This is a genomic window from Hymenobacter daeguensis, assembly GCF_054780555.1.
Map to the genome: position 1 here is coordinate 47,042 of NZ_BAAGWC010000005.1, position 25,890 is coordinate 72,931.

Annotated in this window: 25 protein-coding genes and 1 other RNA gene; 11 read left to right on the forward strand and 15 right to left on the reverse strand. The window is 62.8% G+C overall.

Annotated elements, in window-relative coordinates; genetic code table 11:
* The first annotated feature begins 31 nt into the window (after positions 1 to 31).
* Positions 32 to 979: a DUF3078 domain-containing protein gene (locus tag ACYVHT_RS08305; RefSeq protein ID WP_460549949.1), complete on the forward strand. Its 948-nt coding sequence runs from the start codon at positions 32 to 34 to the stop codon at positions 977 to 979.
* A 57-nt stretch (positions 980 to 1,036) separates the two neighbouring features.
* Here the strand turns inward: ACYVHT_RS08305 and ACYVHT_RS08310 are convergent, their stop codons facing one another.
* The 9 genes from ACYVHT_RS08310 to ffs form a co-directional block, all read right to left on the reverse strand.
* A complete protein-coding gene (locus ACYVHT_RS08310; protein WP_460549950.1) occupies positions 1,037 to 2,257 on the reverse strand; it encodes a hypothetical protein in 1,221 nt (406 codons plus the stop codon).
* Positions 2,148 to 3,623, reverse strand: a complete 1,476-nt coding sequence (locus tag ACYVHT_RS08315; RefSeq protein WP_460550234.1) for a hypothetical protein — start codon at positions 3,621 to 3,623, stop codon at positions 2,148 to 2,150. The genes ACYVHT_RS08310 and ACYVHT_RS08315 overlap by 110 nt, the downstream gene beginning before the upstream one ends.
* 23 nt (positions 3,624 to 3,646) lie before the next feature.
* Complete coding sequence (locus ACYVHT_RS08320) at positions 3,647 to 4,684, reverse strand: Gfo/Idh/MocA family protein (protein ID WP_460549951.1); 1,038 nt, start codon at positions 4,682 to 4,684, stop codon at positions 3,647 to 3,649.
* Positions 4,685 to 4,693: 9 nt separating this feature from the next.
* Entirely contained in the window at positions 4,694 to 5,845 is a 1,152-nt protein-coding gene (locus ACYVHT_RS08325; protein WP_460549953.1) for a DegT/DnrJ/EryC1/StrS family aminotransferase, read from the reverse strand.
* Positions 5,846 to 5,889: 44 nt separating this feature from the next.
* Positions 5,890 to 6,789 carry a glycosyltransferase family protein gene (locus tag ACYVHT_RS08330; protein WP_460549955.1) on the reverse strand — a complete coding sequence of 300 codons (900 nt, stop codon included), beginning with the start codon at positions 6,787 to 6,789 and terminating at the stop codon, positions 5,890 to 5,892.
* 38 nt (positions 6,790 to 6,827) lie between these two features.
* Positions 6,828 to 7,508 (reverse strand): cell division ATP-binding protein FtsE, encoded by a 681-nt coding sequence (locus tag ACYVHT_RS08335; protein WP_460549957.1) that lies wholly within the window; start codon positions 7,506 to 7,508, stop codon positions 6,828 to 6,830.
* A gap of 4 nt (positions 7,509 to 7,512) precedes the next feature.
* On the reverse strand, positions 7,513 to 7,716 hold the full coding sequence (locus ACYVHT_RS08340) for a fructose-6-phosphate aldolase (RefSeq protein WP_196288256.1): 204 nt from the start codon (positions 7,714 to 7,716) through the stop codon (positions 7,513 to 7,515).
* 86 nt (positions 7,717 to 7,802) lie between these two features.
* Positions 7,803 to 8,459, reverse strand: coding sequence for a transaldolase family protein (gene fsa, locus ACYVHT_RS08345; protein WP_460549959.1), 657 nt, complete (start codon positions 8,457 to 8,459; stop codon positions 7,803 to 7,805).
* 93 nt (positions 8,460 to 8,552) lie between these two features.
* An RNA gene (gene ffs, locus ACYVHT_RS08350) (signal recognition particle sRNA small type) lies at positions 8,553 to 8,650 on the reverse strand.
* A gap of 218 nt (positions 8,651 to 8,868) precedes the next feature.
* On the opposite strand from ffs, the gene guaA reads away from it, so the two are divergent.
* Both guaA and ACYVHT_RS08360 read left to right on the forward strand, forming a co-directional pair.
* The gene (gene guaA, locus ACYVHT_RS08355) at positions 8,869 to 10,404 is read left to right on the forward strand and encodes a glutamine-hydrolyzing GMP synthase (RefSeq protein WP_460549961.1); all 1,536 of its coding nucleotides are present in this window, start codon (positions 8,869 to 8,871) and stop codon (positions 10,402 to 10,404) included.
* Positions 10,405 to 10,550: 146 nt separating this feature from the next.
* On the forward strand, positions 10,551 to 11,267 hold the full coding sequence (locus tag ACYVHT_RS08360) for a type 1 glutamine amidotransferase (protein WP_460549963.1): 717 nt from the start codon (positions 10,551 to 10,553) through the stop codon (positions 11,265 to 11,267).
* Positions 11,268 to 11,506: 239 nt separating this feature from the next.
* Here ACYVHT_RS08360 and dgt read toward each other — a convergent pair whose 3' ends face one another.
* Together dgt and ACYVHT_RS08370 are read right to left on the reverse strand one after the other, a co-directional pair.
* A complete protein-coding gene (gene dgt, locus ACYVHT_RS08365) occupies positions 11,507 to 12,874 on the reverse strand; it encodes a dGTP triphosphohydrolase (RefSeq protein ID WP_460549965.1) in 1,368 nt (455 codons plus the stop codon).
* A 144-nt stretch (positions 12,875 to 13,018) separates the two neighbouring features.
* On the reverse strand, positions 13,019 to 16,030 hold the full coding sequence (locus ACYVHT_RS08370) for a M1 family metallopeptidase (protein WP_460549967.1): 3,012 nt from the start codon (positions 16,028 to 16,030) through the stop codon (positions 13,019 to 13,021).
* A gap of 137 nt (positions 16,031 to 16,167) precedes the next feature.
* On the opposite strand from ACYVHT_RS08370, the gene ACYVHT_RS08375 reads away from it, so the two are divergent.
* On the forward strand, positions 16,168 to 16,587 hold the full coding sequence (locus tag ACYVHT_RS08375; protein WP_460549969.1) for a DUF1810 domain-containing protein: 420 nt from the start codon (positions 16,168 to 16,170) through the stop codon (positions 16,585 to 16,587).
* Between the two features lie 24 nt (positions 16,588 to 16,611).
* Here the strand turns inward: ACYVHT_RS08375 and ACYVHT_RS08380 are convergent, their stop codons facing one another.
* On the reverse strand, positions 16,612 to 17,298 hold the full coding sequence (locus ACYVHT_RS08380; protein WP_460549971.1) for a DUF1361 domain-containing protein: 687 nt from the start codon (positions 17,296 to 17,298) through the stop codon (positions 16,612 to 16,614).
* A gap of 166 nt (positions 17,299 to 17,464) precedes the next feature.
* Here ACYVHT_RS08380 and ACYVHT_RS08385 point away from each other — a divergent pair, with 166 nt between their 5' ends.
* From ACYVHT_RS08385 to ACYVHT_RS08405, 5 genes are all read left to right on the forward strand, one after another.
* Complete coding sequence (locus tag ACYVHT_RS08385; RefSeq protein WP_460549973.1) at positions 17,465 to 19,327, forward strand: ABC transporter substrate-binding protein; 1,863 nt, start codon at positions 17,465 to 17,467, stop codon at positions 19,325 to 19,327.
* A 130-nt stretch (positions 19,328 to 19,457) separates the two neighbouring features.
* Positions 19,458 to 20,756 (forward strand): glutamate-1-semialdehyde 2,1-aminomutase, encoded by a 1,299-nt coding sequence (gene hemL, locus ACYVHT_RS08390; RefSeq protein WP_460549975.1) that lies wholly within the window; start codon positions 19,458 to 19,460, stop codon positions 20,754 to 20,756.
* Between the two features lie 155 nt (positions 20,757 to 20,911).
* Positions 20,912 to 21,811, forward strand: coding sequence for a hypothetical protein (locus ACYVHT_RS08395; RefSeq protein WP_460549977.1), 900 nt, complete (start codon positions 20,912 to 20,914; stop codon positions 21,809 to 21,811).
* Positions 21,812 to 21,862: 51 nt separating this feature from the next.
* Positions 21,863 to 22,399, forward strand: a complete 537-nt coding sequence (gene dcd, locus ACYVHT_RS08400) for a dCTP deaminase (protein WP_208174697.1) — start codon at positions 21,863 to 21,865, stop codon at positions 22,397 to 22,399.
* Positions 22,400 to 22,530: 131 nt separating this feature from the next.
* Positions 22,531 to 23,076 carry a hypothetical protein gene (locus ACYVHT_RS08405; RefSeq protein ID WP_460549979.1) on the forward strand — a complete coding sequence of 182 codons (546 nt, stop codon included), beginning with the start codon at positions 22,531 to 22,533 and terminating at the stop codon, positions 23,074 to 23,076.
* Positions 23,077 to 23,196: 120 nt separating this feature from the next.
* Here ACYVHT_RS08405 and gldC read toward each other — a convergent pair whose 3' ends face one another.
* Both gldC and dnaN read right to left on the reverse strand, forming a co-directional pair.
* The gene (gene gldC, locus ACYVHT_RS08410) at positions 23,197 to 23,532 is read right to left on the reverse strand and encodes a gliding motility protein GldC (protein WP_460549981.1); all 336 of its coding nucleotides are present in this window, start codon (positions 23,530 to 23,532) and stop codon (positions 23,197 to 23,199) included.
* A 120-nt stretch (positions 23,533 to 23,652) separates the two neighbouring features.
* Positions 23,653 to 24,777, reverse strand: coding sequence for a DNA polymerase III subunit beta (gene dnaN, locus ACYVHT_RS08415; protein WP_460549983.1), 1,125 nt, complete (start codon positions 24,775 to 24,777; stop codon positions 23,653 to 23,655).
* A gap of 150 nt (positions 24,778 to 24,927) precedes the next feature.
* Here dnaN and ACYVHT_RS08420 point away from each other — a divergent pair, with 150 nt between their 5' ends.
* Both ACYVHT_RS08420 and ACYVHT_RS08425 read left to right on the forward strand, forming a co-directional pair.
* Complete coding sequence (locus ACYVHT_RS08420; RefSeq protein ID WP_460549985.1) at positions 24,928 to 25,107, forward strand: hypothetical protein; 180 nt, start codon at positions 24,928 to 24,930, stop codon at positions 25,105 to 25,107.
* Positions 25,095 to 25,385, forward strand: a complete 291-nt coding sequence (locus ACYVHT_RS08425; protein WP_460549987.1) for a type II toxin-antitoxin system RelE/ParE family toxin — start codon at positions 25,095 to 25,097, stop codon at positions 25,383 to 25,385. The genes ACYVHT_RS08420 and ACYVHT_RS08425 overlap by 13 nt, the downstream gene beginning before the upstream one ends.
* 214 nt (positions 25,386 to 25,599) lie before the next feature.
* Here the strand turns inward: ACYVHT_RS08425 and ACYVHT_RS08430 are convergent, their stop codons facing one another.
* The gene (locus ACYVHT_RS08430) at positions 25,600 to 25,860 is read right to left on the reverse strand and encodes a hypothetical protein (protein ID WP_460549989.1); all 261 of its coding nucleotides are present in this window, start codon (positions 25,858 to 25,860) and stop codon (positions 25,600 to 25,602) included.
* Positions 25,861 to 25,890: the final 30 nt, after the last annotated feature.

Below are 25,890 nucleotides of genomic sequence, written 5' to 3' on the forward strand. Positions count from 1 at the left end.
GCAACTTGCCGCTTTCAAGCCCTGCTCCCACATGAAACAGCTCGTCCCTCTCGCCGTGGCCGCCCTGCTGCTGGCCGCCGCATCTGCCCACGCCCAAACCACGCCCACCGTCATTCCGGAACCGGTGCCCACCGCCCCCGCGCCCGACCCGCTCTGGCGCAAATCCCTCAAAACCGGGCTTGGGCTCAACGAGTCGTTGCTGAGCACCAACTGGCGCGGCGGCGGCGTCAACACCATCGGCTTCAACGCCCTGGCCAATGCCAAAGCCAACCGCAAGAGCGGGGCCCACAGCTTCGACAACGAAGCCGATTTCCTGTTCGCCTTTTCTCAAACCAAGGGGCTGGGCTACCGCAAAAACCAGGACCGCCTGTACCTCGACACCAAATACGGCTGGACCATGAGCCCGAAGTGGGACATGTTCGTGTCGCTGAACCTGCTCACGCAGTTCGCACCCGGCTACAAGTACGACACCGATGCCGCCGGCCTCGACCGTGCCCAGCTCACCTCCGATTTCTTTGCCCCCGGCTTCCTCACGGCCGCCTACGGCTTTGAGTACCGCCCCGCGCCGTATTTCCACCTGCGCCTCGCGCCCTTTGCCCCGCGCCTCACGGTGGTGAACCGGGCCGACCGTTTCGTGGCCGCCCTCGGCGACACGCCCTACGGCGTGAACCCCGGCCACAGCACCCGCTTCGAGGTGCTGGCCGCCCAAATCCTGGCCGAATTCGACAAAAACATCAGCCCCAACGTCAACCTCAAGGCCCGCTACCTGCTGTTTGCCAACTACCGCAACATCAACCCGCAGGAAATTGACCACCGCCTCGACGTGGGCCTCACCGCCAAAGTGGGCAAATACGTCAACGTGTCGCTCAACGGCATCGCCCTCTACGACTACGACCAGGACAGCAGCGTGCAGTTCTCGCAGGGCCTCACCATCGGGGTGGCCTACTCGGTGCAGAACTTTACGGATGCGAAAAAATAGCTCCGTCTGTGGCGCTTAAGGAGGCACCAGGGGCGCACAACGGCCACTGAGGCCCGGCTACTGCGGCCGCTTCAGCCCGTAAAAATTCGTTCCGCCTTCACGGTGCTTTTCTTCCAGCTCACCCGACGGTACCGCTGGCTTTTGGTGGTGCTGCACCGAGGCCAGGTAGGTCTTGAGCAGCCGTTTGGCCGTCGGCGTGCCTTCGCGCAGCGTTTCGCCAAGCTCGTAGGCAAAGGCCCGGACGAACAGCGAGTCGTTTTCGAAGCTGCCGAAGGTGGCTATTTTGGCCGGCGTCAGCGCGGCCGGGCCCTCCGAGTCAAAGGTTTCGAGCCGATAGGTTGATGTGGCCGCATCCCATTTGTAATAGGCCGTATTCTCGCCCTTCACAAAAGGAATTTCCGGATGCGCGGCCCAGCTCACGTCCTTGTCGTACACCGCCCCGGGAAAAAAAGAGTAGGCATAATCAGCCACAATGGCATCCTCGTCGGTGCTGGTAAACCGGAGCGTTAAGCCGACTTCCTGGTTGAGATACCGGCCCCAGCCGTAGATGAAAGTGTGATTGGGTAGTTCCAGGCAACAGCGTACCCGGTTGTTAATCAGCTTATAAAACCGGTAGGAGTCGCGCCGGATACCGGAGCCGGTTTCCTGAATAGAGCGCAGGCAAAAGGTCTTGCTGGCCGACGGACTATTGATAATCTGAAGGCCCGGGTCTTCGGAATGAAGAAAAAAAGACTCGTGGTAAATCAGGTGCCACGCATCTTCCCTTTTTTTAAACACGGCCAGCATAGGGTCGTGGCCATAGTAGCCAAATATCCCAAGCATTTCCAGCGCGGCATCTTGGTCCAGATTCACGAACATTGGCGTGAAATACCCATTCGGCTTCGACTCGATGCTATGGTCCAAGTGAATGGAATCACGTTCGCCAGCCAGCGAATCGGGCTTGACGAAGCCTTCCAGCTGCTTCAGCAAGGCCAGGTTATTCTGCTGGTATTGGTAGCGTTGCGCCTTTTCAATCCATTCGGTGGGCACGGTTGCTTCGGCCGGCCCCGGGTTTTTTTGGCTTGGCGAAGAGCAGTGCAAACAGCTGACTCCGGCAAGGAGCACCCAGCATTGGCGGAGTGGCAGCATGACAAGGGATGGTAGTGGGATGGTAGTGGGAAACGCGCAATCAGTACGCTGCGCCGCTGCGTTTTCGTTGCAGAAAGTCCAGCCCTGCCAGGGCAAGATTAACCGCTCCGATGATGACGAACGGATAGCCCAGGGCAAAATAGCGCGCATCGACCAGGTGAACGACCAGGCAGAACAAGCCGATTAAGTAGAGCGGTATCGCTTTCACGATGAGGGCGGCGAAATCGGCCCGCCACCCGGCCAGCAGCGTGCCCACCATGCCGGCCACCACCAGCAGCAGGTACCAGAGGTGCACGAGTATTTTGAGCCCTTTCTGCAGGGGCGGCAGCTCCGCAAACGGCCGCCGGAACAGGTAGTCGCCGGGGTGGGCCAGCAGCAGGCCGTAGGCCAGCTTAACGGGCGCAACCCCATAAGCCCGGCCCGGCCGCAGCCGCTGGAAAGCGCGCTTGTAGGCCACCAGCGCCCGTTTTGCTTTGGTTTCGGCCGCCTGCCGGGTGGCAGGCAGCTGGGTGCTGTCGCGGGCGAGGGCCAGGTAGTGGCGCACCCGCACCAGCGAGTCGTAGGTGTAGGCCGGCGGCGCCAGCTTGCCGGGCTGGCCCCGAAAGTTGGGCGCGCCTTCCGCGGCGGGCTTGTAGAACCACGCCATGTCGCTGCCCGCCGTCCACCAGGCGTGCTCTTCGCCAATGGCGCCCATGAAGTCATTCAGCTCCAGCAGGGCGGGCGGGTTTTTGTAGCCGGCCCACGTATTGCTCTGCAACGGCACTAGGCGGTGGTACCACGGCCAGTTGCGCAGCACCCAGGCCCCATCGGCCACCAGAAACGGCAGCAGCAGCAAGGCGCCCTGCAGCACGTGGCGGCGCAGGGCGGGCTGCGGCTGGTTGTGGGCCGGCATCCACGCACGGCCCCAATACCAGGCCGCCAGCAAGCCGAGCACCGGCCCCAGAAAAGGCCGCAGAAAAATGGCCCACGCCAGCCAGCCCCCCGCCGCCAGCAGCCACGCCGCCGAAAGCCGCTGCTGGGCAAGGTAGAACGCGTAGATGCCGATGATGAGGGCGCTGATGGCAAAGCTCTCGGTGAGCAGCCGGACGTCGAACACCGTGGTGAAGGTGTTGGCGGCGTAGAGCAGCACCGTCCATTGAAACGCCGGGGCCCGGCGGGTAGCCGCCTGGGCCAGCCGCCCCAGGCAATAGAGCGAGGCCAGGCTCAGGAGCACCTGCAGCACCACCGTGCCATCGGCGGCCGCGCCCGGGGCCAGTGCCAGGCGCAGCCCGCCATATACCACGGCGTAGCCCGGCATTCGCCCGGCATAGGTTTCGAGGCGGGCCAGGTCCTGGGCGTAGGTGCCGTAGCGGAACAGGTTTTCGACCGGGTCGAGGTACGAAAACGTGTCGCCGCTCCACACGGCCAGCCATGCGCCGGGCGCCTGCTTCCCGCCGTGCCCGAAATAAATCAGCGCGACCAGGCCCAGCTTGAGCAAGCCCGCCAGCCCGAAATAAAGCCACTCCCTGCGGGTCATCGTCAACACGGGCTGCGGCATTGCTAGCGGGGCTGCCGCAAGGCGTAGATGCGCTCAATAATTTCCACCACTTTCAGGCCTTCCAGCGCATTGGTGGTGGCAAAGCTGCGGCGCTGCACGGTATCCACCACGTTTTCGATGACCTGCACGTGGTTGGCGGCCGAGCCCTGGAAGGCGCCGTAGTTGTTGGCCGGGTTGGTGGGGGCTAATTCCGGCATTTCGTACCCTTCCATGTGGCAGTACTCCACCTTGTCCATGTACTGGCCGGCAATGCGCAGGCTGCCGCGCTCGGCCACCACGGTGAGGGAGCTTTCGAGGTTGCGGTCCCACACGGCGGTGCTGTAGCTGAGCGTGCCGCTGCCGCCGCGCACCAGGTCGAAGGTGACGAGGCCGCTGTCTTCAAACTCGGTCAGGCCTTCGTGGGTGAAGTCGCGGAAGCGGGCCGAAATGTTGGCAATGTCGCCGAACACCCAGTACAGCAAATCGACGAAATGGCTGAACTGGGTGAAGAGCGTGCCGCCATCGAGCGCCTGCGTGCCCTTCCAGCCGCCGGGGCGGTAGTAGCGCGCGTCGCGGTTCCAGAAGCAGTTCAGCTGCACCAGAAACACCTGGCCCAGCCGGCCTTCGTCCACCACCTGCTTCAGCCAGGCGGCCGGGGGCGAGTAGCGGTTCTGCATCACCCCAAACACCAGCCGGCCGGTTTGCAGGGCCGTGTGCACAATGGTTTCGGCATCGGCCTTGTGCAGCGCAATGGGTTTCTCAATCACAACGTGCAGGCCGTGGCGCAGGCCGGCCACCGCCTGCGGGGCGTGCAGGCCGTTGGGCGTGGCCACGGTGAGCACGTCGGCGGCGGGGCCGGTTTGCAGGTATTCGTCGAGGGAAGCGAAGAAGGGCACGCCGGGAAACTCGGCGGCAAGGCCGGGTTGCAGCTCGGTCCGGCTGTCAATCAGCGCGACTACCTCAGCCCCTGGATGCCGCGAAACCAGCGCAGCGTGGCGGCGGCCGATATGGCCCACGCCGCAGATGGCGAACCGGACGGAAAGAGTAATAGAATCGGTCACGAAGCAGAATTATTTTCCAAAGAACGTCTCAACGCAGCCGACAATATATTCCTGCTGCTCCACCGTCAGCAGCGGGTGTATTGGCAATGATACCACCGTTTCGCACAGCCGCTCGGCCACCGGAAACTGCCCGGCCTGGTAGCCCAGGTAGGCATACGCCGGCTGCGCGTGCACCGGTAGCGGGTAGTAAATCATGGTGGGCACCCCGCAGCGGCGCAAGTGGCTTTGCAGCGCATCGCGGCGGCCCGCGCCTTCTGCCTGAATGGTGTACTGGTGAAAAACATGGCTGCTGCGCGCATCACGCATGGGGGGGGTGATGCCGGGCACGGCCGCCAGGGCCGCATCGTAGCGGGCGGCCACGGCCTGGCGGGCGGCGGTGTTGTGCGGCAGCTGTTGCAGCTTCACCCGCAGCAGGGCGGCTTGCAGCGTGTCGAGGCGGGAGTTGAGGCCGATGCGCTGGTGGTGGTATTTCCGGCTCTGGCCGTGGTTGGCGAGCTGGTGGAGCAGCGCGGCGCGGTCGGCATCGCGGGTGAGGAGCGCGCCGCCATCGCCGAGGCCGCCGAGGTTTTTGGAAGGGAAAAACGACGTGGTGCCCACGTCGCCCACCGCGCCGGCAAAGGCCGTTTCGCCATTGGCAAACCGAAACCTGGCCCCGATGGCCTGGGCGTTGTCCTCAATCAAGGCCACGCCATGCCGCCCGGCAATGGCCCGCAGCGCCTCCAAATCGGCGCATTGCCCGAACAAGTGCACGGCCACGATAGCGCCCGTGCGCGGGGTGATGGCCGCTTCGGCCGCCGCCGGGTCGATGTTGAACGTATCGGGCCGCACGTCCACCAGCACTGGGCGCAGGCCCAGCAGCGCTGCCGCCTCCAGCGTGGCCACGTACGTAAACGCCGGCGTGATGACCTCAGCCCCGGCCGGCAGGTTCAGGCTCATCAGGGCCAGCGTGAGGGCATCAGTGCCGTTGGCGCAGGGGATGACGTGCGCGCCGCCCAGGTAGTCGCCCAGCTCGGCGGCAAACTGCCCCACGGCCGGCCCCTGAATGAAGGCCGCCGAATCCAGCACCTCCTGCATGGCATTATTGAGCGCCGGCTGCAGGGCGGCGTGCTCGGCCGCCAAATCGAGCAGCAGAATGGGGGCGGAGGGCGCGGGAAGAATCAAAGCAAAGCGGCGAAAAAGGGACCGACCAAAGATACCGGGTAAACTCAGGCCAGCTCCCGCAGCAGCCAGTGCAGCTTCAGCAAATCGAGCGCCCGCAGGCGCGGCGCGGCCGATAATAGCTGGCGCCGCAGCCGGGGGGCCGCTGCCGCCAGCATCGCCCCAGCCACGCCCGCCAGCCCCAGGCGCTGCAGGCGCAGCACCGCCTGCAGCAGGCGCGAGTCGGTGCCGAGGCCATCCTGCCGGTACACCTGGGCCAGGTTGTGCACGGCCTGCTCGCTCTTCTGCAGGAAAATGGCGGCCGGTTCCAGCCCTTCGTGCAGTACCGGGTTGTCCAGATGCCGCACGGGCACCCGCGCGGCTGCCAGCTCCACGCCAAATTTGGTGTCTTCGTGGCCGTAGCCGGTCAGGCGCTCGTCAAGCGGGAATTGCCGGAAAATAGCGGCCCGAACCAGCGCGTTGTTGATGGTGAGCTGGCTGTAGGGCGCCGCCTGCCGCACGGCCGCCGCGCGGGCCTCGCGCACCCGGCCGTAGTGCCAGCGCAGGTAGAGCGCCGGCTCGGCCGGCGGCGCGCTGCGGTAGCAGGTGCCACCAATGAGAACGGGGGCCTGGCCCAGCGCCGCCGCGTAGCGCCGCACAAACTGGGCATCGGGCAGCAAGCCGTCGTTGTCGAGCAGCAGCAGCCATTCGTGCCGGGCGTTGGCGGCCAGCTGGTTGCGAACGGCGGCCCGGCCCACGTTGCGCGGCAGCTTCTGGTAGCGCACCAGCGGCCAGTCGGCCACCTGGGCGTTGAGCAGGCGAAACTCCCGCTCCGAGCCATCGTCAAGCAGGTCAATCGAAACCGGGCCGGGCCAGTCAACGGCCTGTTCCACCAGCTGCCACACCAGCTTCGTGACGTCGCAGTTGAAAACTGGAATCAGGATTGAAAGCCCTTCCCGGTCGGCCATTTTGCGCTTGTTAATGCTCCTACGCTCCCGCCCAGGGGCTAGTGGCCCCGCGCCGAATCCAGCAGCTCACCGTCTTTGCACGTCAGCACGCGGTGCGGGTACTGCTCTATCAATTGAAAATTGTGCGTGGCCATCAGAATGGCCGTGCCCGCGTTGTTAATCTCGCCAAACAGCTGCATGATGCTGGCCGATACGTCCGGGTCGAGGTTGCCGGTGGGCTCGTCGGCCAGCAGCAACACCGGCTCGTTGAGCATGGCGCGGGCAATGACCACGCGCTGCTGCTCGCCGCCCGAGAGGCGGTGCGGCATGCGGTTGGCGGCCCCGCTCAGGCCCACGCGCACCAGCACGTCCGAAATGCGCTGCTGCTTCTGCGACTTGCCCTTCCAGCCCGTGGCGTTGAGCACAAACAGCAGGTTTTCAGCCACCGTGCGGTCGCTTAGCAGCTGGAAATCCTGAAACACAATGCCCAGCTTGCGGCGCAGGTACGGCACCTTGCCGGCCGGCAGCTTCGGCAGCGAGTAGCCCGCCACGGTGCCCGTGCCGCTTTGCAGCGGCAGGTCGGCATACAGCGTTTTCAGCAGCGACGACTTGCCCGAGCCGGTGCGGCCCACGAGGTAGCAGAACTCGCCTTTTTCCAGCCCAAACGTCACGCCCTGCAGCACGGCCTGCTGCTCCTGCATTATCGTGGCATCGTGCAGCTCAATCACATTCTCGCTCATACCCTTACAAACTCAGCGGCTGCAGCTTCCCGAACTCCAGCCCCGAAATCACGGCCGCCAGCTCCGTTTCCTTGCCTTCGAGGCCGTAGCGGTGCAGGTCCTTCAGGGGCCGGTCGGCGCGGAAATAGGCAATGAGCACGAAGGCCTCGTCCCGCAGCTGGATGTAGTCCGGAATCTTGGCCTTGCCTTTTACTTTGATGATGTACATGGTGGCAATTAGGAATGAAGAATGAAGAATGAGGAATTACAGAACGTCAAATTCTTAATTCCTCATTCTTCATTCCTAATTAAGCGTTAAGAATTAACGCGTTTATGGTCGGCTAGAAACGTGGCCAGGCCCTTGTCCGTGAGCGGGTGGCTCAGCAAACCGGTGATGACGTTGAGCGGGCAGGTCACTACGTCGGCCCCGATTTCGGCGCACTGAATGAGGTGCGGCACGTGGCGCACCGAGGCCGCCAGCACCTCCGTGGGGTAGCCGTAGTTGCTGAAAATCTGCACAATCTGCTCCACCAGCTGCAGGCCGTCGTGGCCGATGTCGTCGAGCCGGCCCACGAAGGGCGACACGTAGGTAGCGCCGGCTTTGGCCGCCAGCAGGGCCTGGCCGGCGGTGAAAATCAGGGTGCAGTTGGTTTTGATGCCTTTGTCGGCGAAGTATTTGATGGCCTTCACGCCGTCCTTAATCATGGGCACCTTCACCACGATGTTGGGGTGCAGCTCGGCCAGCTCCTCGCCTTCGCGAACGATGCCGTCGAAATCAGTGGCAATGACTTCGGCCGACACGTCGCCGTCCACCAGCTCGCAAATCTGGCGGTAGTGCGCCATCACGTTGTCGATGCCGCGAATGCCCTCTTTGGCCATCAGCGAAGGATTGGTGGTTACGCCGTCGAGGACGCCCAGCTCCACGGCTTCGCGGATTTCGTTCAGGTTGGCAGTGTCGAGGAAGAATTTCATGCAGTTCAGGAGGAAAAAAGTCGGCCCCAAAGCTACTCATTGGCCCGCCAAGTTGCGGAAGTGAGCAGCGCCGGGGCCGACTGGAAAAGACAAAAAAAAGCAAGCCAAAATCGCACCGCTACAACCACCTACCCTTGCTACCTTCCGGTCCTGGGGGAGTTCAGCAGGAGCTGGTCGTTCTGACTTGCCGCTGCAAAGGTACGCACAGATTTATCGGATTTCGCATCGATTTCAGGGATTTTGTGCAGCAATCGAGTAGTAAGGGCTGGAACAGCTGAAGTAAATGGCTGACTATTTTGCAAATGCCTTCAAAAACAAGGCGAATACCAAATGGGCAAATTGGGCCCTGCCGACCATAAAATCCGCGAAATCCGAAAAATCCGCCTGAATCCGTGGTTAACTTTGCACCATGGAACGACTTATCATCCTCGATTTCGGCTCGCAATACACGCAGTTGATAGCCCGACGCATTCGCGAATTGCATGTGTTCTGCGAAATTCACCCCTTCACCCACGCCTCGAACCTCGTCATCAGCGACGATATTCGGGGCGTTATTCTTTCCGGCTCGCCCTGCTCGGTGCGCGACGAAGATGCTCCCAATCCGGATTTGAGCCACATTTTGGGCCAGGTGCCGGTGCTGGGCGTGTGCTATGGCGCGCAGCTGCTGGCCCAGCAGGGCGGGGGCGAGGTGCTGCCCGCCACCATTCGCGAGTACGGCCGCGCCCGGCTGGCCTCGCTCGACGCCGGCTCGGCGCTGCTGGCTGACATGCACACCGGCTCGCAGGTCTGGATGTCGCACGGCGACACCATCAAGACCCTGCCGGCCGGCTACGACATCATTGCCAGCACGCCGGAAGTAGCAGTGGCCGCCTTCAAAATCGACGGCCAGGACACCTACGGCATTCAGTTTCACCCCGAAGTGACGCACTCCACCGAAGGCAAGCAGCTGCTGCGCAACTTCGTGGTGGACATCTGCCAGTGCGCCCAAACCTGGACGCCTGACCACTTCGTGGACTCGGCCGTGACGGCCCTGCAGCACACCATCGGCCCCGACGACCAGGTGATTCTCGGCCTCTCCGGCGGCGTGGATAGCTCCGTGGCGGCCCTGCTGCTGCACCGCGCCATCGGCCCGCGCCTGCACGGCATTTTCGTGGATAACGGCCTGCTGCGGCAGGACGAGTTTGCCACCGTGCTCAAAGCCTACGAGGGCCTCGGCCTGAACGTGACCGGCGTGAATGCCGCGCCCGAATTCTACGCCGCCCTCGAAGGCCTCACCGACCCCGAAGCCAAGCGCAAAGCCATCGGCCGCACGTTTATTGAGGTGTTCGACCGCGAGGCACAGAAGGTGACGGGGGCCCGCTGGCTGGCCCAGGGCACCATCTACCCCGATGTAATTGAGTCGGTATCGGTGAAAGGCCCGGCCGTGACCATCAAAAGCCACCACAACGTGGGCGGCCTGCCCGAGAAAATGAACCTTAAAATTGTGGAGCCGCTGCGCATGCTCTTCAAGGATGAGGTGCGCGAGGTGGGCGCGGCCCTGGAACTGCCAGCCGAGATTTTGAACCGCCATCCGTTCCCCGGCCCCGGCCTGGGCATCCGCATCCTCGGCGACATCACGCCCGAGAAAGTAGACCTGCTCCAGCGCGCCGACGGCGTATTCATCAACCTGCTGAAAGAGCACAACCTCTACGAGCACGTGTGGCAGGCCGGCGCCATGCTGCTGCCCATTCAGAGCGTGGGCGTGATGGGCGACGAGCGCACCTACGAGCGGGTGGTGGCCCTGCGCGCCGTGACCAGCGTGGACGGCATGACCGCCGACTGGGCGCACCTGCCCTATGAGTTTCTGGCTGAAGTTTCGAATAAAATCATCAACCAGGTGCGGGGCATCAACCGCGTGGTGTACGATATTTCGAGCAAGCCCCCGGCGACGATTGAGTGGGAATAGCCGGATTTTGAGTTTCTGTAGAACGTCCTGCTGAGCGCAGTTGAAGCATCTCGCGTGTGGTAGTAATTCCGTTACTATTGTGGTAGAGATGCTTCGGCTGCGCTCAGCAGGACGTTCTATTTTATCACCATAATTCCAACGAACACATGCGCTGGCACTGCCTCCAACACATGCCCAACGAAGGCCCCGGCCACGCGGCCGACTGGCTGGCGGCGCACGGGCATTCGCTCTCGTTCACGAAGTTGTTTGAGCCTGAACAGCCATTCCCGGCATTAACGGATTTTGATGGCCTGCTAATTCTCGGTGGCCCTATGAGCGTGCACGACGAAGCGCATGTGCCCTGGCTGCGCGAAGAGAAGGCCTTCATTCGCGAAGCCTTGCGGGCGGGAAAGATTACGCTGGCCATTTGCCTGGGCGCGCAGCTGGTAGCCGAGGCGCTGGGCGGCGAAGTACGGCCGAACCACGCCTCGGAAATTGGCTTCTGGACCGTGCGGTTTTCAGGGAAGTCGCTGGAGCATCCGCTGCTGCGTGGGTGGCCCGAGAAGGCTGCCGTGCTACACTGGCATTTGGATACGTTTACGGTGCCGCCGGGTGCGCAGCGCGTGGGCATGTCGGCGGCGACGGCTACGCAGGGCTTTGTGTGGGGTGATGGCGTGATTGGCTTGCAGTTTCACCCCGAAATGACGGTGGAAATGGTGGAGCAGCTGATGGCCGACGAAGGCCACGAGCAGGCCGAAGAGCAGGAATTTGTGCAGACGGCGGAGCAGATTCGCGGAAAGCTGAAATCAGTCTGGAAGGGGCGCAAGCTGCTGGAGTCGCTGCTGGCGAATCTGGTGGCGCTACATGAGCGCGAGCAACAGTAAGTTTAACATAGTGGAAGCAAGCAACCCAGTTGAAATGCTTTATGTAACCCTTGCCGTTCTGATGCTGTTGTTAGCCTGCTACTTTTGGCTGGCTTGGCCGGGCTTGGTAGTGAAGCAAGCATTCTGGAAGCGCATAATCAAGTGGCTAGTTTTTCTGGTCACTTGTGGTTGTATGTGTTTGTTAGCAGTGCTTTTCCTGATGGGCAGTTCTTATTGGGACAGCACCAAAGGAATCGAGTCTAAAACCCCTTCGGCAGCTCAATTCCCTTGATGGTCTTGTACAGGCTCAGCGCGTTCTGGTCGGTCATGCCGGCCACGAAATCGGTGAGCAGGAGGATTTTTTCGTAGGGCGAGACGTGGGCCTGGTGGCCCTCGGCGCGGAACTGCTCGGGGAGCAGCAGGAGCAGCTTGCGACTGCGGTGGCCCTGGCTGGCATCGAACACGGCGCAGAGGAAAGCGTCGAGCAGACCGCCGAGGACTTCGAAACCGGCGGCTTCGATTTCGAGCACCGGGCGGCTGCGGTAGAGCTGGTTGATGCTCAGGCGCTGCACTTCCTGCAAATCGGCCCAGCAGGCCAACTCTTTGATGAGGGACTGGTCGTACTGACCGCGCAGGATGGCGGGGGCGTGCCGGGCAAACAGCCCCGCCAGCTCGGCCACCAGCTTGCCGATGAGGCGGGCGCGGACGTAGCCCAACTCCTCGCGCCAGTCGTGCCACTGCACGCTGCCCACGCGGCCGGCGGGGTCGTTGAGCATCTTTTTGAGCAGGGGCAGGCCGGTTTCGGGCGCGATGAGGCCCAGCTTCAGGCCGTCCTCGAAGTCGATGATGCGGTAGCAGAGGTCGTCGGCCGCCTCCACCAGAAAGGCCAGCGGGTGGCGGTGGTAGAAGCCGGCATCGGCAGCTTTGGCCAGCAAACCCAGCTCGGCCGCCACGTGCCGGAAGCGCGCGGCTTCGGTCTGGAAATGGCCGTATTTCTTCTCTGACGCGCCGCCGACTTTGGCGGCCTCGGGCACCAGGCTGGGGCGCGGGTACTTGGTAAACGCGCCCAGCGTGGCATAGGTGAGGCCCAGGCCGGCGGTGCCGGAGCTGTGCGCCGCGTAGGTGTGCGTGAGGATGCGAAAGCCGGCCGCGTTGCCTTCAAAATGCTGCAAATCGGCTACTTCGGCGGCGCTCAGCTGCGCCAGGTACGGCGCGGCAGCCGGGCTGAGAAAGTAGCTGCTGATGGCGTCTTCGCCGGAGTGGCCAAAGGGCGGGTTGCCGATGTCGTGGGCCAGGCAGGCGGCGGCCACAATGTCGCCGCAGTCCTGGTCGAGGTTGGGCAGCTGCGCGGCCAGCTCGGCATCGGCTTCCAGCAAATGGCGGGCGGCGAGGCGGCCCAGCGAGCGGCCCACCACGGCGGTTTCGAGGGAGTGGGTGAGGCGGGTGTGCACGAAATCGGTTTCGGGCAGGGGCATTACCTGGGTTTTGCGCTGCAGGCGGCGGAAGGCAGAGCTGAACACCACCCGGTCGTAGTCCTGCACGAAGGCCCCGCGCACGGGGGCCGCGCTGGCGGGCGGCAGCTGCTGGTCGGGAAAGCGGCGCTGCGAGAGCAGGCGCGGCCATTGCATGGGATGAGTCAATGGAAATCAAGAAGAAATGAACACCTCATCTGTCCTCCTGAGCGCAGCGCAGGACCTTCTCCCGCCAGAAGGTTTGGTGTTGGGACGTGAGAAGGTCCTGCGCTGCGCTCAGGAGGACAGGCGGGACCGTATTTACTGCGCCAGCTGCTCATCGAGCAGCCGGAAGGGGTTGATTTTGTTCAGATTCAGTACGAAGCGGATGCGGTCGGTGAAATCCTGCCGGCTGCCGGGGAAGCCGTTGGCGTACTGCGAGCCCGCCACGGGCAGATAGAAGCTGAAAATCTCGGGTATCACGGGCACCACCAGGCCGGCGTCGTAGTAGAGGCGCTGGGCGGCGCGGGTAGTCGATTCGCTGGGGCGGAAATAGTCGTGGGTGGCCCCAAAATCGGCGAACACGGCCAGGCGCGTCACCGGCAAATCGACCTGCAGGTTGAGGGTGCTGAGCCATTTGGTATCGGCCACGGGCAGGAAGCCTTTGAAGGCGCCGTCGCGGTCGTCGGTCTGGTGCAGCTGGGCGGTGAGGGCGTGCGAAATCTGCTGGCGGTCGAGGAAGGCGGTCTGGCGGCGGTAGTCGGGGCTGCCGCTCAGGCCCAGCACGAAGCCGGAGCCGCCGGGCTGCTGCAGAAACCGGCCGCCGAACAGGCGCGCCTGCACCTTTTTGCGGGGCGAGTAGTAGCGGTAGTAGCTGGCGCTGGCGCGCAGCAACACCGACTGCCGGTTGCTGGCATCGTCGGCGCTGCTGGCAATCATGCGGTTGAGGTCCACGGCCGCGCTCCAGCCCTGCAGGGCGTTGCCGTGGCTCACGCGGTAGTCCACGGCCTGAAACACGCCGGTCTGGTTGCGGTCTTCGTCCTTCACAATGGTGTTGGCCAGGGTGAGGCGCTGCCTGGGGCCCTGGCCCGGCGCGTGGGGCCACACCAGGCTCACGCTGGGCTCGTACTTGATATAGCGCTCGAAGCGCTGCACCCCGAAGGCCAGGGCCGCCTGGCGCGAAAAGTGGGCCGGCAGCACATTCAGCTGCACCTGCCCGATGCCGTTGAGCTCATTCCGGTTGAAGCTGTACATGGGCATGGCCAGGTATTGCAGCCGCTTGGGCACCAGCGGGCTGTTGTAGAACGCCGCGCCGAGCATGAATTTATCGGAAGTATTGGCCCCCAGCACCGGCAGCCAGCTGATGGTGGCCTTGTCCCAGCGCTCCACGCTGGCCAGCGGCCGCAGGCGCAGGGGCGTGGCCCGCGACGGGTGGTCGGCCACGGTGAGGCGGTCGTTGCGGCGGTTGAGCTCGGGGGTGAGGTAAGCGGCATCCACCACCAGCGCCGCCACGTTTTCGCGCCGGAAATTGAGCTGACTGGTGGCTTCTTCCTCGGCGTTGGGGTCGGTGTTGCCGAAGGGCGGCGTCCAGAGCGTTTCGAGCACCCTGCCGCTGGCATCCACGGACGACACCGGCACGGCCCAGGGCGTGGGCGAGTCGGTGCGCACCAGCACCTTCACTACGTCGGCAAAGCTGGCCAGAGTCTGCAAATCAGCATCGTAATGCTGCGTATTGGTCAGCATTCCCTGGAAAAACCAGCCCAGCTTCTGGCCCGTGCTTTCCTCAAACACGGCCTGCAGGTCTTCCGGGTAGGGATGCTTAAACTGCCACCGCTCGTAGTAGAGGTGCATGGCCGCGTCGAACTTCTCCTGGCCCAGGTAGCCGGCCAGGTACTTCAGCAGCGCGGCGGTTTTCTCATACACGATGACGGCGGAGTTCACCATCGTGTAGCTGGCCATCGAAGGGCCCTGCACCGGCTGGTCGAGCCCCCGGCTGGCCAGCGCCTGGTAGGGCACCTGGTCGAAAGCCGACGCCGGCAGCCTCTCGAGGCCGAACGTGCGGGCAATTTTGGGACTTTGCGCAAACGCCAGCATGCCGCCGGGGTGCAGCGTGTCGCGCGCACTCACGCGGTGGTCCTCGTAGGAGTTTACGCCCTCGTCCATCCACGGAAAGTCCCGCTCATTCGAGCCCAGAATGCCGTAGAACCAGTTGTGGCCCACCTCGTGCACAATGGCTTCGGGCATGGTCACGGTCACCATGGGGTACTCCATGCCCGAGCCGGCGCTCAGGGCACCGTCCACGGCCGTAGCGGCCGGGTAGGGGTACTCGCCCACCCAGCGCGAGTAGTAGGTGAGGGCGTCGTTCACGTCCTGCAGGCCCTTTATCCATTTTTCGGGTTCCCGGTTGGTGAAAAGCACCCACGACGTGACCGTGCGGCCCGAAGGCAGCGTCACGCCGCTTTTCAGCACGTTGAAGCGCTTGTCGGCAAACCAGGCGAAGTCGTGTACCCGGTCCTGCTTGTAGCGCAGGGTTTTGGTGGTGGCGTCGGAGGCCGGAAAGCTGAGGTCGGAGCCGAAATCCTTGGCTGTTTTCTTGGCGGCGCCGGCGGCGGCCAGGGCGTCCATGCGGGCGCGCTCGTCGGGGTTTTGCAGCTCGCCGGTGGCGCCCACAATGTAGTTGGCGGGCAGGGTGATGGTGACATCGAAGGAGCCAAACTCGGAGTAGAATTCGCCCTGGTCGAGGTAGGGGATGGGGTGCCAGCCGCGCCGGTCCAGCACGGCCGGCTTGGGGTACCACTGCGTAATCTGGTAGCTCTGGCCCACGTGCCCGAACCGCGAAAACGACGCCGGAATCTTCACCCGAAACGGCGTGCTGATGGTGGCCGTGGCCCCCGGCGCCAGCGGCTGCGGCAGCACCAGCTTGGCAATGTCGGCATTGGCGGGGTCGTATTCCAGCCTGGCCGCCTGGCCATTTACCTTAAAATCGAGCCCGTCGATAAAGCCCCGGCCCTCGGCCGGCGCAAACTGATAGGTGCGCTTGTTATTGCGCAGCTGCTGCCGGGCAAAGGCCGTGGAATTGTCCTTGTAGGCATTGGGCCACAGGTGAAACCAGATGAAGGTGAGGGCCTGCGGCGAGTGGTTGGCGTAGGTCAGCTCTTCGCGGCCGCTGAGGGTATTGGCCTTGTCGTCGAGCGCTACGTCGATGGAATAATTGACTTCCTGCTGGAAATACGGGCCGGCGGCTTTGGGCGGGGCGGGTTTGGGCTTATGCTTTTGGGCCAGGGCCAGGCCGGGCAGCAGCGCCAGGAGGCCAAAAAGTAGTCGTTTGGTCATGTTATGGGCAGGGGCTTGGGAGTAGAATTGCGCCCTCGGGGCGAAGCTACGGCGCGGCCGACGACTGCACGCCGCCGCCGGTTTATCCATCCTGCGGCCGGCTCCGTACTGGTATTGAGCTAAGCGTAGACAAGCCGATGAAAGACCCGCTGGAAAGATTCACCGAAGCCCAGGCCCGCAACTATGCCAACGCGCTGGCCGAAATCTGCAGCGGCCGCAAGCGCACCCACTGGATGTGGTACGTTTTTCCGCAAATTCAGGGCTTGGGCAGCAGCGAATACGCCCGGCTCTACGCGCTGAAGAACGTGCAGGAAACCGCCGATTTCCTGGCCCATCCGGTGCTGGGGCCGCGGCTGCTCGGCATCAGCGGGGCCTTGCTGGGCCTGGCCTCGAACGATGCCCACGCCATCATGGGCAGCCCCGACGACCTGAAGCTGCGCTCGTCCATGACGCTTTTCGCCACGCTGCCCGGTGCGCCGCCGGTGTTTCAGCAGGTGCTCGACAAGTTTTACCACGGGGCCAAAGACGAGAAAACCCTGCGCATCCTGGCCGGATAGCCTGTTTCCCTGCCCCGAAAACGGCTATTGCCCTTCCTCGTGCGTGCGGCCCAGCAGCCGCACCGTGCCGTAGCCCATCAGCAAAAACAGCCCAAACACCAGCGTCACGCCCCAGGTGCCGGGGAACGAGAACGGGTGCAGCACGCGGTTGATGATGTCGTAGAACAGCGTGAGCGGGTTGGTGAGAATGTCCCAGGAATTGAAGCGCAGGTAGCGGCCCAGGTAGATGCCGAAGCTGCTGAGCAGCAGCGCCACCGTGGCAAACGCCCAGCCCGCCCAGAAGCCCAGGCGCTGCTGCACCAGCCGCTGCATGTCGGAGAGGGAGGCGTAGGCCAGCATCAGGCCGTTCCAGGCACAGCTCAGAATGAGGGCCAAATCGTACCAGAGCGGCACGCCGGGCCGGGTGTCGAGGTGGAATAAATCGGTGAGGATATAGGGCGCATTGGGGAAGAACAGCAGCCACGCCGCGCCCACCGGCAGCAGCATGCGCGCCTTTAGCGGCCCTTTGGCGGTGCCCAGCATGGTGCTGAGGCCGAACGGAATGACGGCCAGAAACAGGTTCCAGATGAGGAACAGGAAGGTGAGGCGGCCCGTCATGGCCGCCCGGCCGATAATCAGGAGCACGCTCAGGGCGATGGAGGCGGCCAGCACAAACACCAGCGTGAGCCGGGCGCGCGAGAAGGGGAGGCCGGGAAGGGTAGTGGCTTGCATAGGCATAAAGTTAAACGAGAAGCGCCAGGTTGTGGCCATAGCAGGTTGCGGCCCTGGGCGCGCTGGCCGAACGACAACGCCGCCGCCGGCGGGCTGCGTATAGCCCCCGCATTTTATAGCTAATTTTGCCCGGCTTTCCACGCGGGCAAGTCTGTTTTCTGGTTCAATGACGTTACTTTCTACGCGGCAGTCGCTCCGATGGCTGGCGGCCGGCCTGCTGCTCGCCAGCCCGGCGCTGGCCCAGGTGCCGGCCTCGCCTCCGCCCACCAAAGCGCCGGCCGCTAAAGCACCCGCCCCAACGGTACCAGCCGCCACCAAAGCGCCGGCTGCTACCGCCGCGCCCGCCGCCCGGCCGGCAGCCACCAGGGCGCCCGCTCCCAAGCCGCGCCCCACCGCCGTGCCGCCCGCCGAAGCCAACGTGCGCTACCGCGCCGGCAAAACCCAGCTCGACCAGGGCAACTACGCCGCCGCGCTGGCCCAGCTGGAGCTCCTGGCCCAGCCCACCTCCCGCTTTGCCCGCGCCGCCGATGCTGCCTACCTGGCCGCCGTGGCCGCCGCCCGCCTCAGGCAGTGGGCCGATGCCGAGCAGCTGCTCAACCTGCTGCGCACCGAGTACCCCACCTACCCGAACATGCCCGATGCGCTGTTCCTGCAGGGGCAGGCTTCGTTTGAGCAGGAGGATTTCGACACGGCGCTCAAAACCCTGGCCCTGCTGCCGCCCGACAAGCTGGTGGCCGAGCGCGAAGCCATGAAGGCCACCTACCTGCCGCGCATCAGGGACCGCAACACCTGGCTGCGCAACCTGCGCCGCTACCCCGACGACGCCACCCTGGCCCGCGCCTACGCCGACCACCTCATCATCGGCGGGGCTTACACCGAGGCCGACCGCCCGCAGCTCGACGAACTGATTGGCAAATTCAGCCTCGACCGCGCCCGCTACACGCCGCGCCCGCGCCCCGTGTCGGTGCGCAAAGCCAGTTACAACATCGGCGTGCTGCTGCCCTTCGAGCTGAGCGACCCCAGCTGGCAGACCGTTCGCAAAAACCAATTCGTGACCGACCTCTACGCCGGCCTGCGCCTGGCCCAGGACAGCCTGCAGCGGGCCGGTCACCCCGTCCAGCTGTTTGCCTACGACACCGGGGCCGACACCCTCACCCTGAAGCAGACCCTGGCCCTGCCCGAACTGGCCGGCATGGACATGCTCATCGGGCCGGTTTATAAGTCGGGTGCCCGCTTGCTGGCCCGCTACGCGCAGGAACATCAGATTGTCTGCATCAATCCGCTCTCGCAGGACGGCGCTTTGGTGCTCGACAACCCCTGGCACTACCTGTTTGCGCCCAGCGCCGCCACGCAGGGCCGACTGGCCGCCCAGTTCGCCGCCAATGCCTTTGGCATCGGCAAGCCCGCCATTCTGCTGAACGAGGACGGCTACGACGACACTTCATTTGCCGCCGCTTATAAATCGACTTACGAGGAGTTGGGCGGCAAATTCAGCACCCTGCGCCGGTTCAATCCCGAAGTTGAGGCCGAGGTAAGCACCGCTTTTGCCGGGCTCGACCTGGCCGGGGCCAGCCACCTGATGGTGGCTTCCGATAACCGCCGTACCGGCCCGGTGGCGCTGGCCGCCCTGCGCGCCACGCCCGCCGGCACGCCGCGCCTGCCCCTGGTGTGCCCCAGCGCCTGGCTCGAAAACCCCCGCGTCGACCTCGGCCAGCTCAGCGGCAACGTCTATTTCATTCAGTCCAAATACTTCGACGAAGCCGCGCCCGGCTTCCGTCGCTTCCGCCAGCTCTACCTGCTGAGCCAGCACCTGCCGCCCTCCGTGTACGCCGACCAGGGCTTCGAGCTGCTGCTCTATTTCGGCAATGCGCTGTTTCAGTACGGCCCGGCTTTTCAAGCTGGCCTGGCCAATGCCCCCCAGCAGCCTGGGGCCATCTTCGAGGGCCAGAGCTATTCCGGCGGCGCGCACGACAACCAGGTGGTGCCCATTGTGAAGCTCAACAACCTGGAAACTCAGGTGCTGCGCTAGGGCTTTTCCTTGACAAGTAGGCTTTCATGCTGAGCGTAGCCGAAGCATCTCTACCTCAAGAGTAATTCGGTAGAGATGCTTTGGCTACGCTCAGCATGACGGCCATAATCAACCAATACTGACCCCAAACATGCTCAATCTCACCACTTCCGCCACCCTGTTCGAACGCGCCAAAACCCTCATTCCCGGCGGGGTAAACTCCCCGGTGCGCGCCTTTCGCTCGGTGGGCGGCTCGCCGGTGTTCATGCAAAGCGCCCACGGGGCCTGGCTCACCGACGTGGACGGCAACCGCTACGTGGACTTCATCAACTCCTGGGGCCCGATGATTCTCGGCCACGCCCCGCAGGTGGTGCTCGATGCCGTGAGCCAGGCGCTGCCACACTCGCTCAGCTTCGGCGCGCCCACCCACCGCGAGGTGGAAATGGCCGAGTTGATTCGGCAGATGGTGCCCAGCATCGAAAAAGTCCGCCTCGTGAACTCCGGCACCGAGGCCTGCATGTCGGCCATCCGGGCCGCGCGGGGCTACACCGGCCGCGCCAAAATCATCAAGTTTGAAGGCTGCTACCATGGCCACGGCGATGCTTTCCTGATTGCCGCCGGCAGCGGGGCCCTCACCGCCGGCGAGCCCGACTCGGCCGGCGTGACCCAGGGCGTGGCCCAGGATACCCTCACCGCGCCCTACAACGACCTGCCCGCCGTGCAGGCCCTCATCGCCGCCAACCCCGGCCAGGTTGCCGCCCTCATCCTGGAGCCCGTGGTGGGCAACATGGGCCTCGTAGCGCCCGCCGAAGGCTTTCTGCAAGCCCTGCGCGACCTCTGCACCGAGCACGGCATCGTCCTGATTTTCGATGAGGTGATGACCGGCTTCCGGCTCGCGCCGGGTGGCGCGCAGCAGCTCTATGGCATCAAAGCCGACCTGACGACGCTGGGCAAAATCATCGGCGGGGGCCTGCCCGTGGGCGCTTACGGCGGCCGCGAAGACATCATGAACTGTGTGGCACCGGCCGGCAAAGTGTACCAGGCCGGCACGCTCTCCGGCAACCCGATGGCCACGGCCGCCGGCATGGCCCAGCTGCGCTACCTGCACGAGCACCCCGAGCTTTACACGGCCCTCGAAGCCAGCAGCGCCCGCCTCGCCGACGGCACCCGCCAGATTGCCGCCGAGCTGGGCCTGAACTACACCGTGAACCGCGTGGGCTCCATGTTCAGCCTGTTTTTTACCGATAAGCCGGTGAATAATCTGGACGATGCCAAGCATTGCGATACCGCCGCCTTCGGTCGCTATTTCCACGCCATGCTGAACCGGGGCATCTACCTGGCGCCCTCGCAGTTTGAGGCCCTGTTCGTGTCCACGGCCATCACCGACGAGCTGGTAGAGCTGTACCTGAAAGCCTGCCGCGAGTCGCTGATGGAGGCGCACAATCTGTAGTCATTGCCTGTCGTGCTGAACGCAGCGAAGCACCTTCTCCCGTCGGAACGCAATGTTCAAACGGGAGAAGGTGCTTCACTGCGTTCAGCATGACAGCCGAAAACTCCGCGAAACCTTTTTTCACCTTGCGCACCCTTGCGCTTTACCTTTGCCGCATGGTAAAACAGGTTTTTCTAGTTTTTCTGCTGTTTCTGGGGCAATTGGCCCGTGCCGAAACGCCCGCGCAGGCCAACAAGCGCCTCTTCGATAAAACCATCGACGAGCTGAATTTTCGCACCATGGAAACGGTGTACGACAAGTCGTTCACCCGGGGCAAATTCCCGCTCACGCTGCGCACCGCTGCCGCCCGCCGCAGCTTCGATGGCTTCGGCGACAATGCCGGCCTGAAGCAGCTGTTTATGAACTACAACGGCATTGCCGAGCGCTACAAAAACCGCTTCGGCAACGGCGCGCTCACGCTGGCTGAGTTCGAGAAACAGCTCAAATCGGTGCTGCTGGACAAGAATTTCGAGTTTTTCATTCACAACCTGCCGCGCGACGAGCGGGTGTCCCTCATCCGGGCCGAGCAGCGCCTGATTCAGCAGGCCACCGCGCAGTTCAACGATTCCGGCGCGCCCGCCGGCCCCGCCGCCGCTGCCGCCGAAAGCGACGCCCAGCCCGAGGCCCCCGTCACCGCGCCCCTCACCACCAACGGCGACGCCAATCCGGAAACGGCCCCCGCTGCCGTGGCCGACGAAGCGCCGCTCACCAGCGCGCCCGCCGTCAGCGGCCCCGCGCCGCAGCACGACTGGCTCGACTACTTCACGCTGCTGCTCAGCCTGGCCAGTGTTGTGATGCTTTTTTACATCATTACCAGCATGTTGCCTGGCATCAGCCGGCGCATCAACAACCTGGCTGCCGACCCCGAACCGGAGCCCGAGCCCCGCAGCATTGCCAGTCGCCTGCGCCCCACCCGCAACACCGGCCTGCGCGAAGACAGCTACGAGGACGATGAGGACGAGGACGAAGGACCCGAACCCGCGAACGGCCCCTACCGCCATCACGACGACGATTAACCCGCCACCTTCCATTTTCTGCAAACCCCAAGCAATCCGTTCACCAGCTCCATGATTCTTACCGACCAGCAAATCCTCGCGGAAATCGAAAAAGGCACCATTGTTATTCAGCCTTACGACCGCAGCTGCCTGGGCACCAACTCCTACGATGTGCACTTGGGCAAGTACCTGGCCACCTACCGCGACGAAGTGCTGGATGCGCGCAAGCACAACGAAATCGACACCTTTGAAATCCCGGCAGAAGGCTTTGTGCTGCAGCCCGGTCGCCTTTACCTCGGCGTGACGGAAGAATACACCGAAACCCACGCCACCGTGCCCTTCCTCGAAGGCAAGAGCAGCGTGGGCCGGCTGGGCATTGACATCCACGCCACCGCCGGGAAGGGCGACGTGGGCTTCTGCAACCACTGGACGCTGGAAATCAGCGTGTCGATGCCCGTCCGGATTTACCACAACATGCCCATCGGCCAGCTCATTTATTTCACCGTGCAGGGCGATGTCAACACGCTTTACAACCGCAAGCAGAACGCCAAATACAACGACAAAACCGACAAACCGGTAGAGTCGATGATGTGGAAAAACAAGTGGTAGAATATAGCATCGGCGCAATGCGGAAGCACTAAAACCGAACCGCAGCGCGTTTTTATTCGTTGAAATCAGTATCCGCGCCGCCGGTGGCTGGCACGGCCCTTGCGTAAGTGTGTTACCTAAACCCTACGACGATGACTACGAAAACTGCTTTTGCTTCCGTTCTCTTGACGCTGCTGGCTGGTGCCGCTTCTGCTCAGCAAGCTCCCAACAACAACGTGCAGGTGCAGGACAAAACCCAGTCCACGCCCCGCCTCAACCCCGTAACCGAGCGCGCCGACCACCTCAGCAACCAGATGGTGCGAGACCTGCGCCTCAACAATTACCAGGCTGAGAAACTTCGTGCCATCAACGCCGACAAAGTAGCAAAAATGGCCGCCATCGAGCGCAAAAATGCCGGCAACCAGAAGCTGATTGACGAGCAGTGCAATGGCGTGTGCAAAGAGCGTGACCGTGAGCTGCAGGCCGTGCTCAGCAACGACCAGTACAGCAGCTACTTCGGCTCGCGCGCCAACTACTACAAGTACGATAAGGACTTTGCCAGCCAGTCGGCCAGCATCCTGCTCACCAATTCGGTGCAGAATCCCGCGCCCGCCCGGGCCAACGATGCCTCCATCTCACCAACCAGCACCCGGCCCGTCAACCGTCCTGCTGGCAACCTGGGCCGCAATGCCCGCTAGCCTGTAGCGCACGCTTTGACTTGCGCCCCGAATGCAAAAAGCCCCGCCGGAGAATTCCGACGGGGCTTTTTTATAAAATGCTGTTCACAAGATGCACAAGCTAAATCATGTGCTACAGGGCTACTGGCCCTGTTCTTGCTTGTCAAGGTAGTCCGAAAGCTCTTTGCAGAGGGCACGCATCTTATTGGCCATTTCCTTGTCGTCGGTAGCCGTCACAATGTTCTCGGCCATCGAGCCGATGTTATCGACCACGAAGCGCTTCATCTCGTCCACGGGCATGTCCTTGGTCCAGAGGTCGATTTTCATGGTGCCGGCCTGCTCCCGGTCCCACAGCGCCACGTTGATGGCTTTGGCAAAGTGGATATCCGGCCCCGCATCGGTGGCCGACCAGCTGATGGCCTCGGGTACTTTGTTGTCGTCGAGGGCGATGCTGAAGCGTATTTCTGATTTTTTCATAAGGGGTAAAAAGTTGTCATCCTGAGCGGAGCGAAGGACCTTATCCAGTCAGAACGGTTTTCGTTCGGTGGTGATAAGGTCCTTCGCTCCGCTCAGGATGACAGTTCTGAAGGCAAAAAGTTAGACGTAGTTGTTCAGCATCACCGGCATCACCAGCATCAGGATGCTTTCGTTGTCGTCGGGGGTGGTGGGCATGAGCAGGCCGGCGCGGTTGGGCGTGCTCAGCTCCAGGGTGATTTCCTCGGAGTCGATGTTCGAGAGCATTTCGAGCAGGAAGCGGGCGTTGAAGCCGATTTCCATGTCTTCGCCGTCGTACTGGCAGCTCAGCGTTTCCTTGGCTTCGTTGCTGAAATCGAGGTCTTCGGCCGAAACCACCAGCTCGGAGCCGGCCAGGCGCAGGCGCACCTGGTGGGTGGTTTTGTTGGAGTAGATGCTGATGCGGCGCACCGAATTCAGCAGCTCGGCGCGGTTGATGATGAGCTTGTTGGGGTTGCTCACCGGAATCACGTTCTCGTAGTCGGGGTAGCGCTCATCAATCAGGCGGCACACGAGGCGCATCTGGTTGAAGCTGAAGAAGGCATTGCTCTGGTTGAACTCGATTTTCACCGGCGTGGCCTCCGAGGGCAGCGTGCCCTTCAGCAGGTTGAAGGCTTTGCGCGGGATGATGAGGTTGGCGGTTTGGCCGGCGCCCACATCCTGGCGGCGGTAGCGGAGCAGGCGATGCCCGTCGGTGGCCACGAAGGTCACCTGGGCGTCGGCCAGCTGCACGAGGATGCCGGTCATGGCCGGGCGCAGCTCGTCGGTGCTCACCGCGAAGATGGTTTTATTAATGGCACGTGCCAGCGACGACGAGGGCATCTCAATCGGGGCCGAGCCTTTCACCACCGGCACGCGGGGGAAGTCGGCGGCGTTCTCGCCGGCCAGCTTGTAGCGGCCATTCGCCGAGCTGATTTCGATGGTGTATGTTTCCTCGTCCAGCGTGAAGGTGACGGGCTGGTCGGGCAGGTTCTTGAGGGTGTCGAGCAGGATGCGGGCGGGCGCGGCGATGCGGCCGGTGTCGCGAGCCTCCACGGGCAGCTCGGTAATCATGCTCGTTTCCAGGTCGGAAGCGGTGATGGTGAGCTTACCGGCCTCAATCTCAAAGAGAAAGTTCTCCAGAATGGGCACCACGGGGTTGTTCGTGACCACGCCGTTGATGCTTTGCAGCTGCTTAAGCAGCGCGGAGGAGGATACGATGAATTTCATGGTGCGAGGCTAGGGCTGGGATTAAGGGAGGGCAAAGATAGGGGGTGCGGTTGGGCTTTGGAAGGGCGATTTTGACCAGCTTCATCCATTCGTTGAACCAACCTATTCGTAGCAGGCGTATCTTGCTTTACATACTATTGCTACTACGCCATGAATCAGCAAGCTGCCATCGAAACTATTAAATCCCTCCCACTCAATTTTGAGCTTAATGAGTTGGTGGAACGTTTGATTCTGCTGGAGGAGCTTGAAAATCGCCGCAAGCAGGGTGAGAACGGTGAAACGGTATCCTTTGAAGACATGAAGCGCGAGGTGAGCTCATGGCAAAAATAACCTTCACCAACGGTGCCCGCGACGACCTGCACCAGTTACACGAATACCTCTCGCAAAACTCCCCAGCTTACGCGAAGCGCTTGCTGGACAAAATCATCAGCCGGGTTGATGTTTTGCACAACTTCCCGCAGTCAGGGCGCAAGTTGCCCGAAGCTCCGAATGACGAATCGTTGCGGGAGTTGCTGGAAGGCAACTATCGCATTATCTACGAATTGCTGCCGGATGAGCGAATCCTGATTTTGAAGATTCATCATACGTCGAGGCCATTGGAATTGTAACTGTTCGTGGCCCGAGTTGCAGAGTCCCGCAGAGATACATAAGTGTTCGCAACTCAGATTTCAGAGGTCTTTCAGTTCCCGCATGTGTCTGAAACCTGGGTTGCAAGTACCTGACAAAATACATAGGCGCTTGAAATTCACCGGCCGGCCCATTCTTCTAAGGGCAAGGACAAAAAGCCCGAATATTCCACAGCGCGCAGTTGCTGAAGGAGCTTTAGGTGTTCAGCCACTCCCGTAGTTGAACTACGACTGCGAGAAGCACCAGACTGCCCACTGCCAGAGCTCCTAATGCGGCAATTGTATTTGCCACTATAGCACTGCCCACATTGGCATAGCTGTTCTCATACTCTCTTGCAAGCGTCTCTCTTACGCGCAATTTATTGCGGTATCGCAGCCACAAATACACAAAGCCAATTGGAATCAGAAGCAAAATGGCAAACAGCTGCTCGATGATTCCGGCCAGAAAGTCTTCCATTTTGCTGCGTTTGGTTATGCAGGTGAGGGT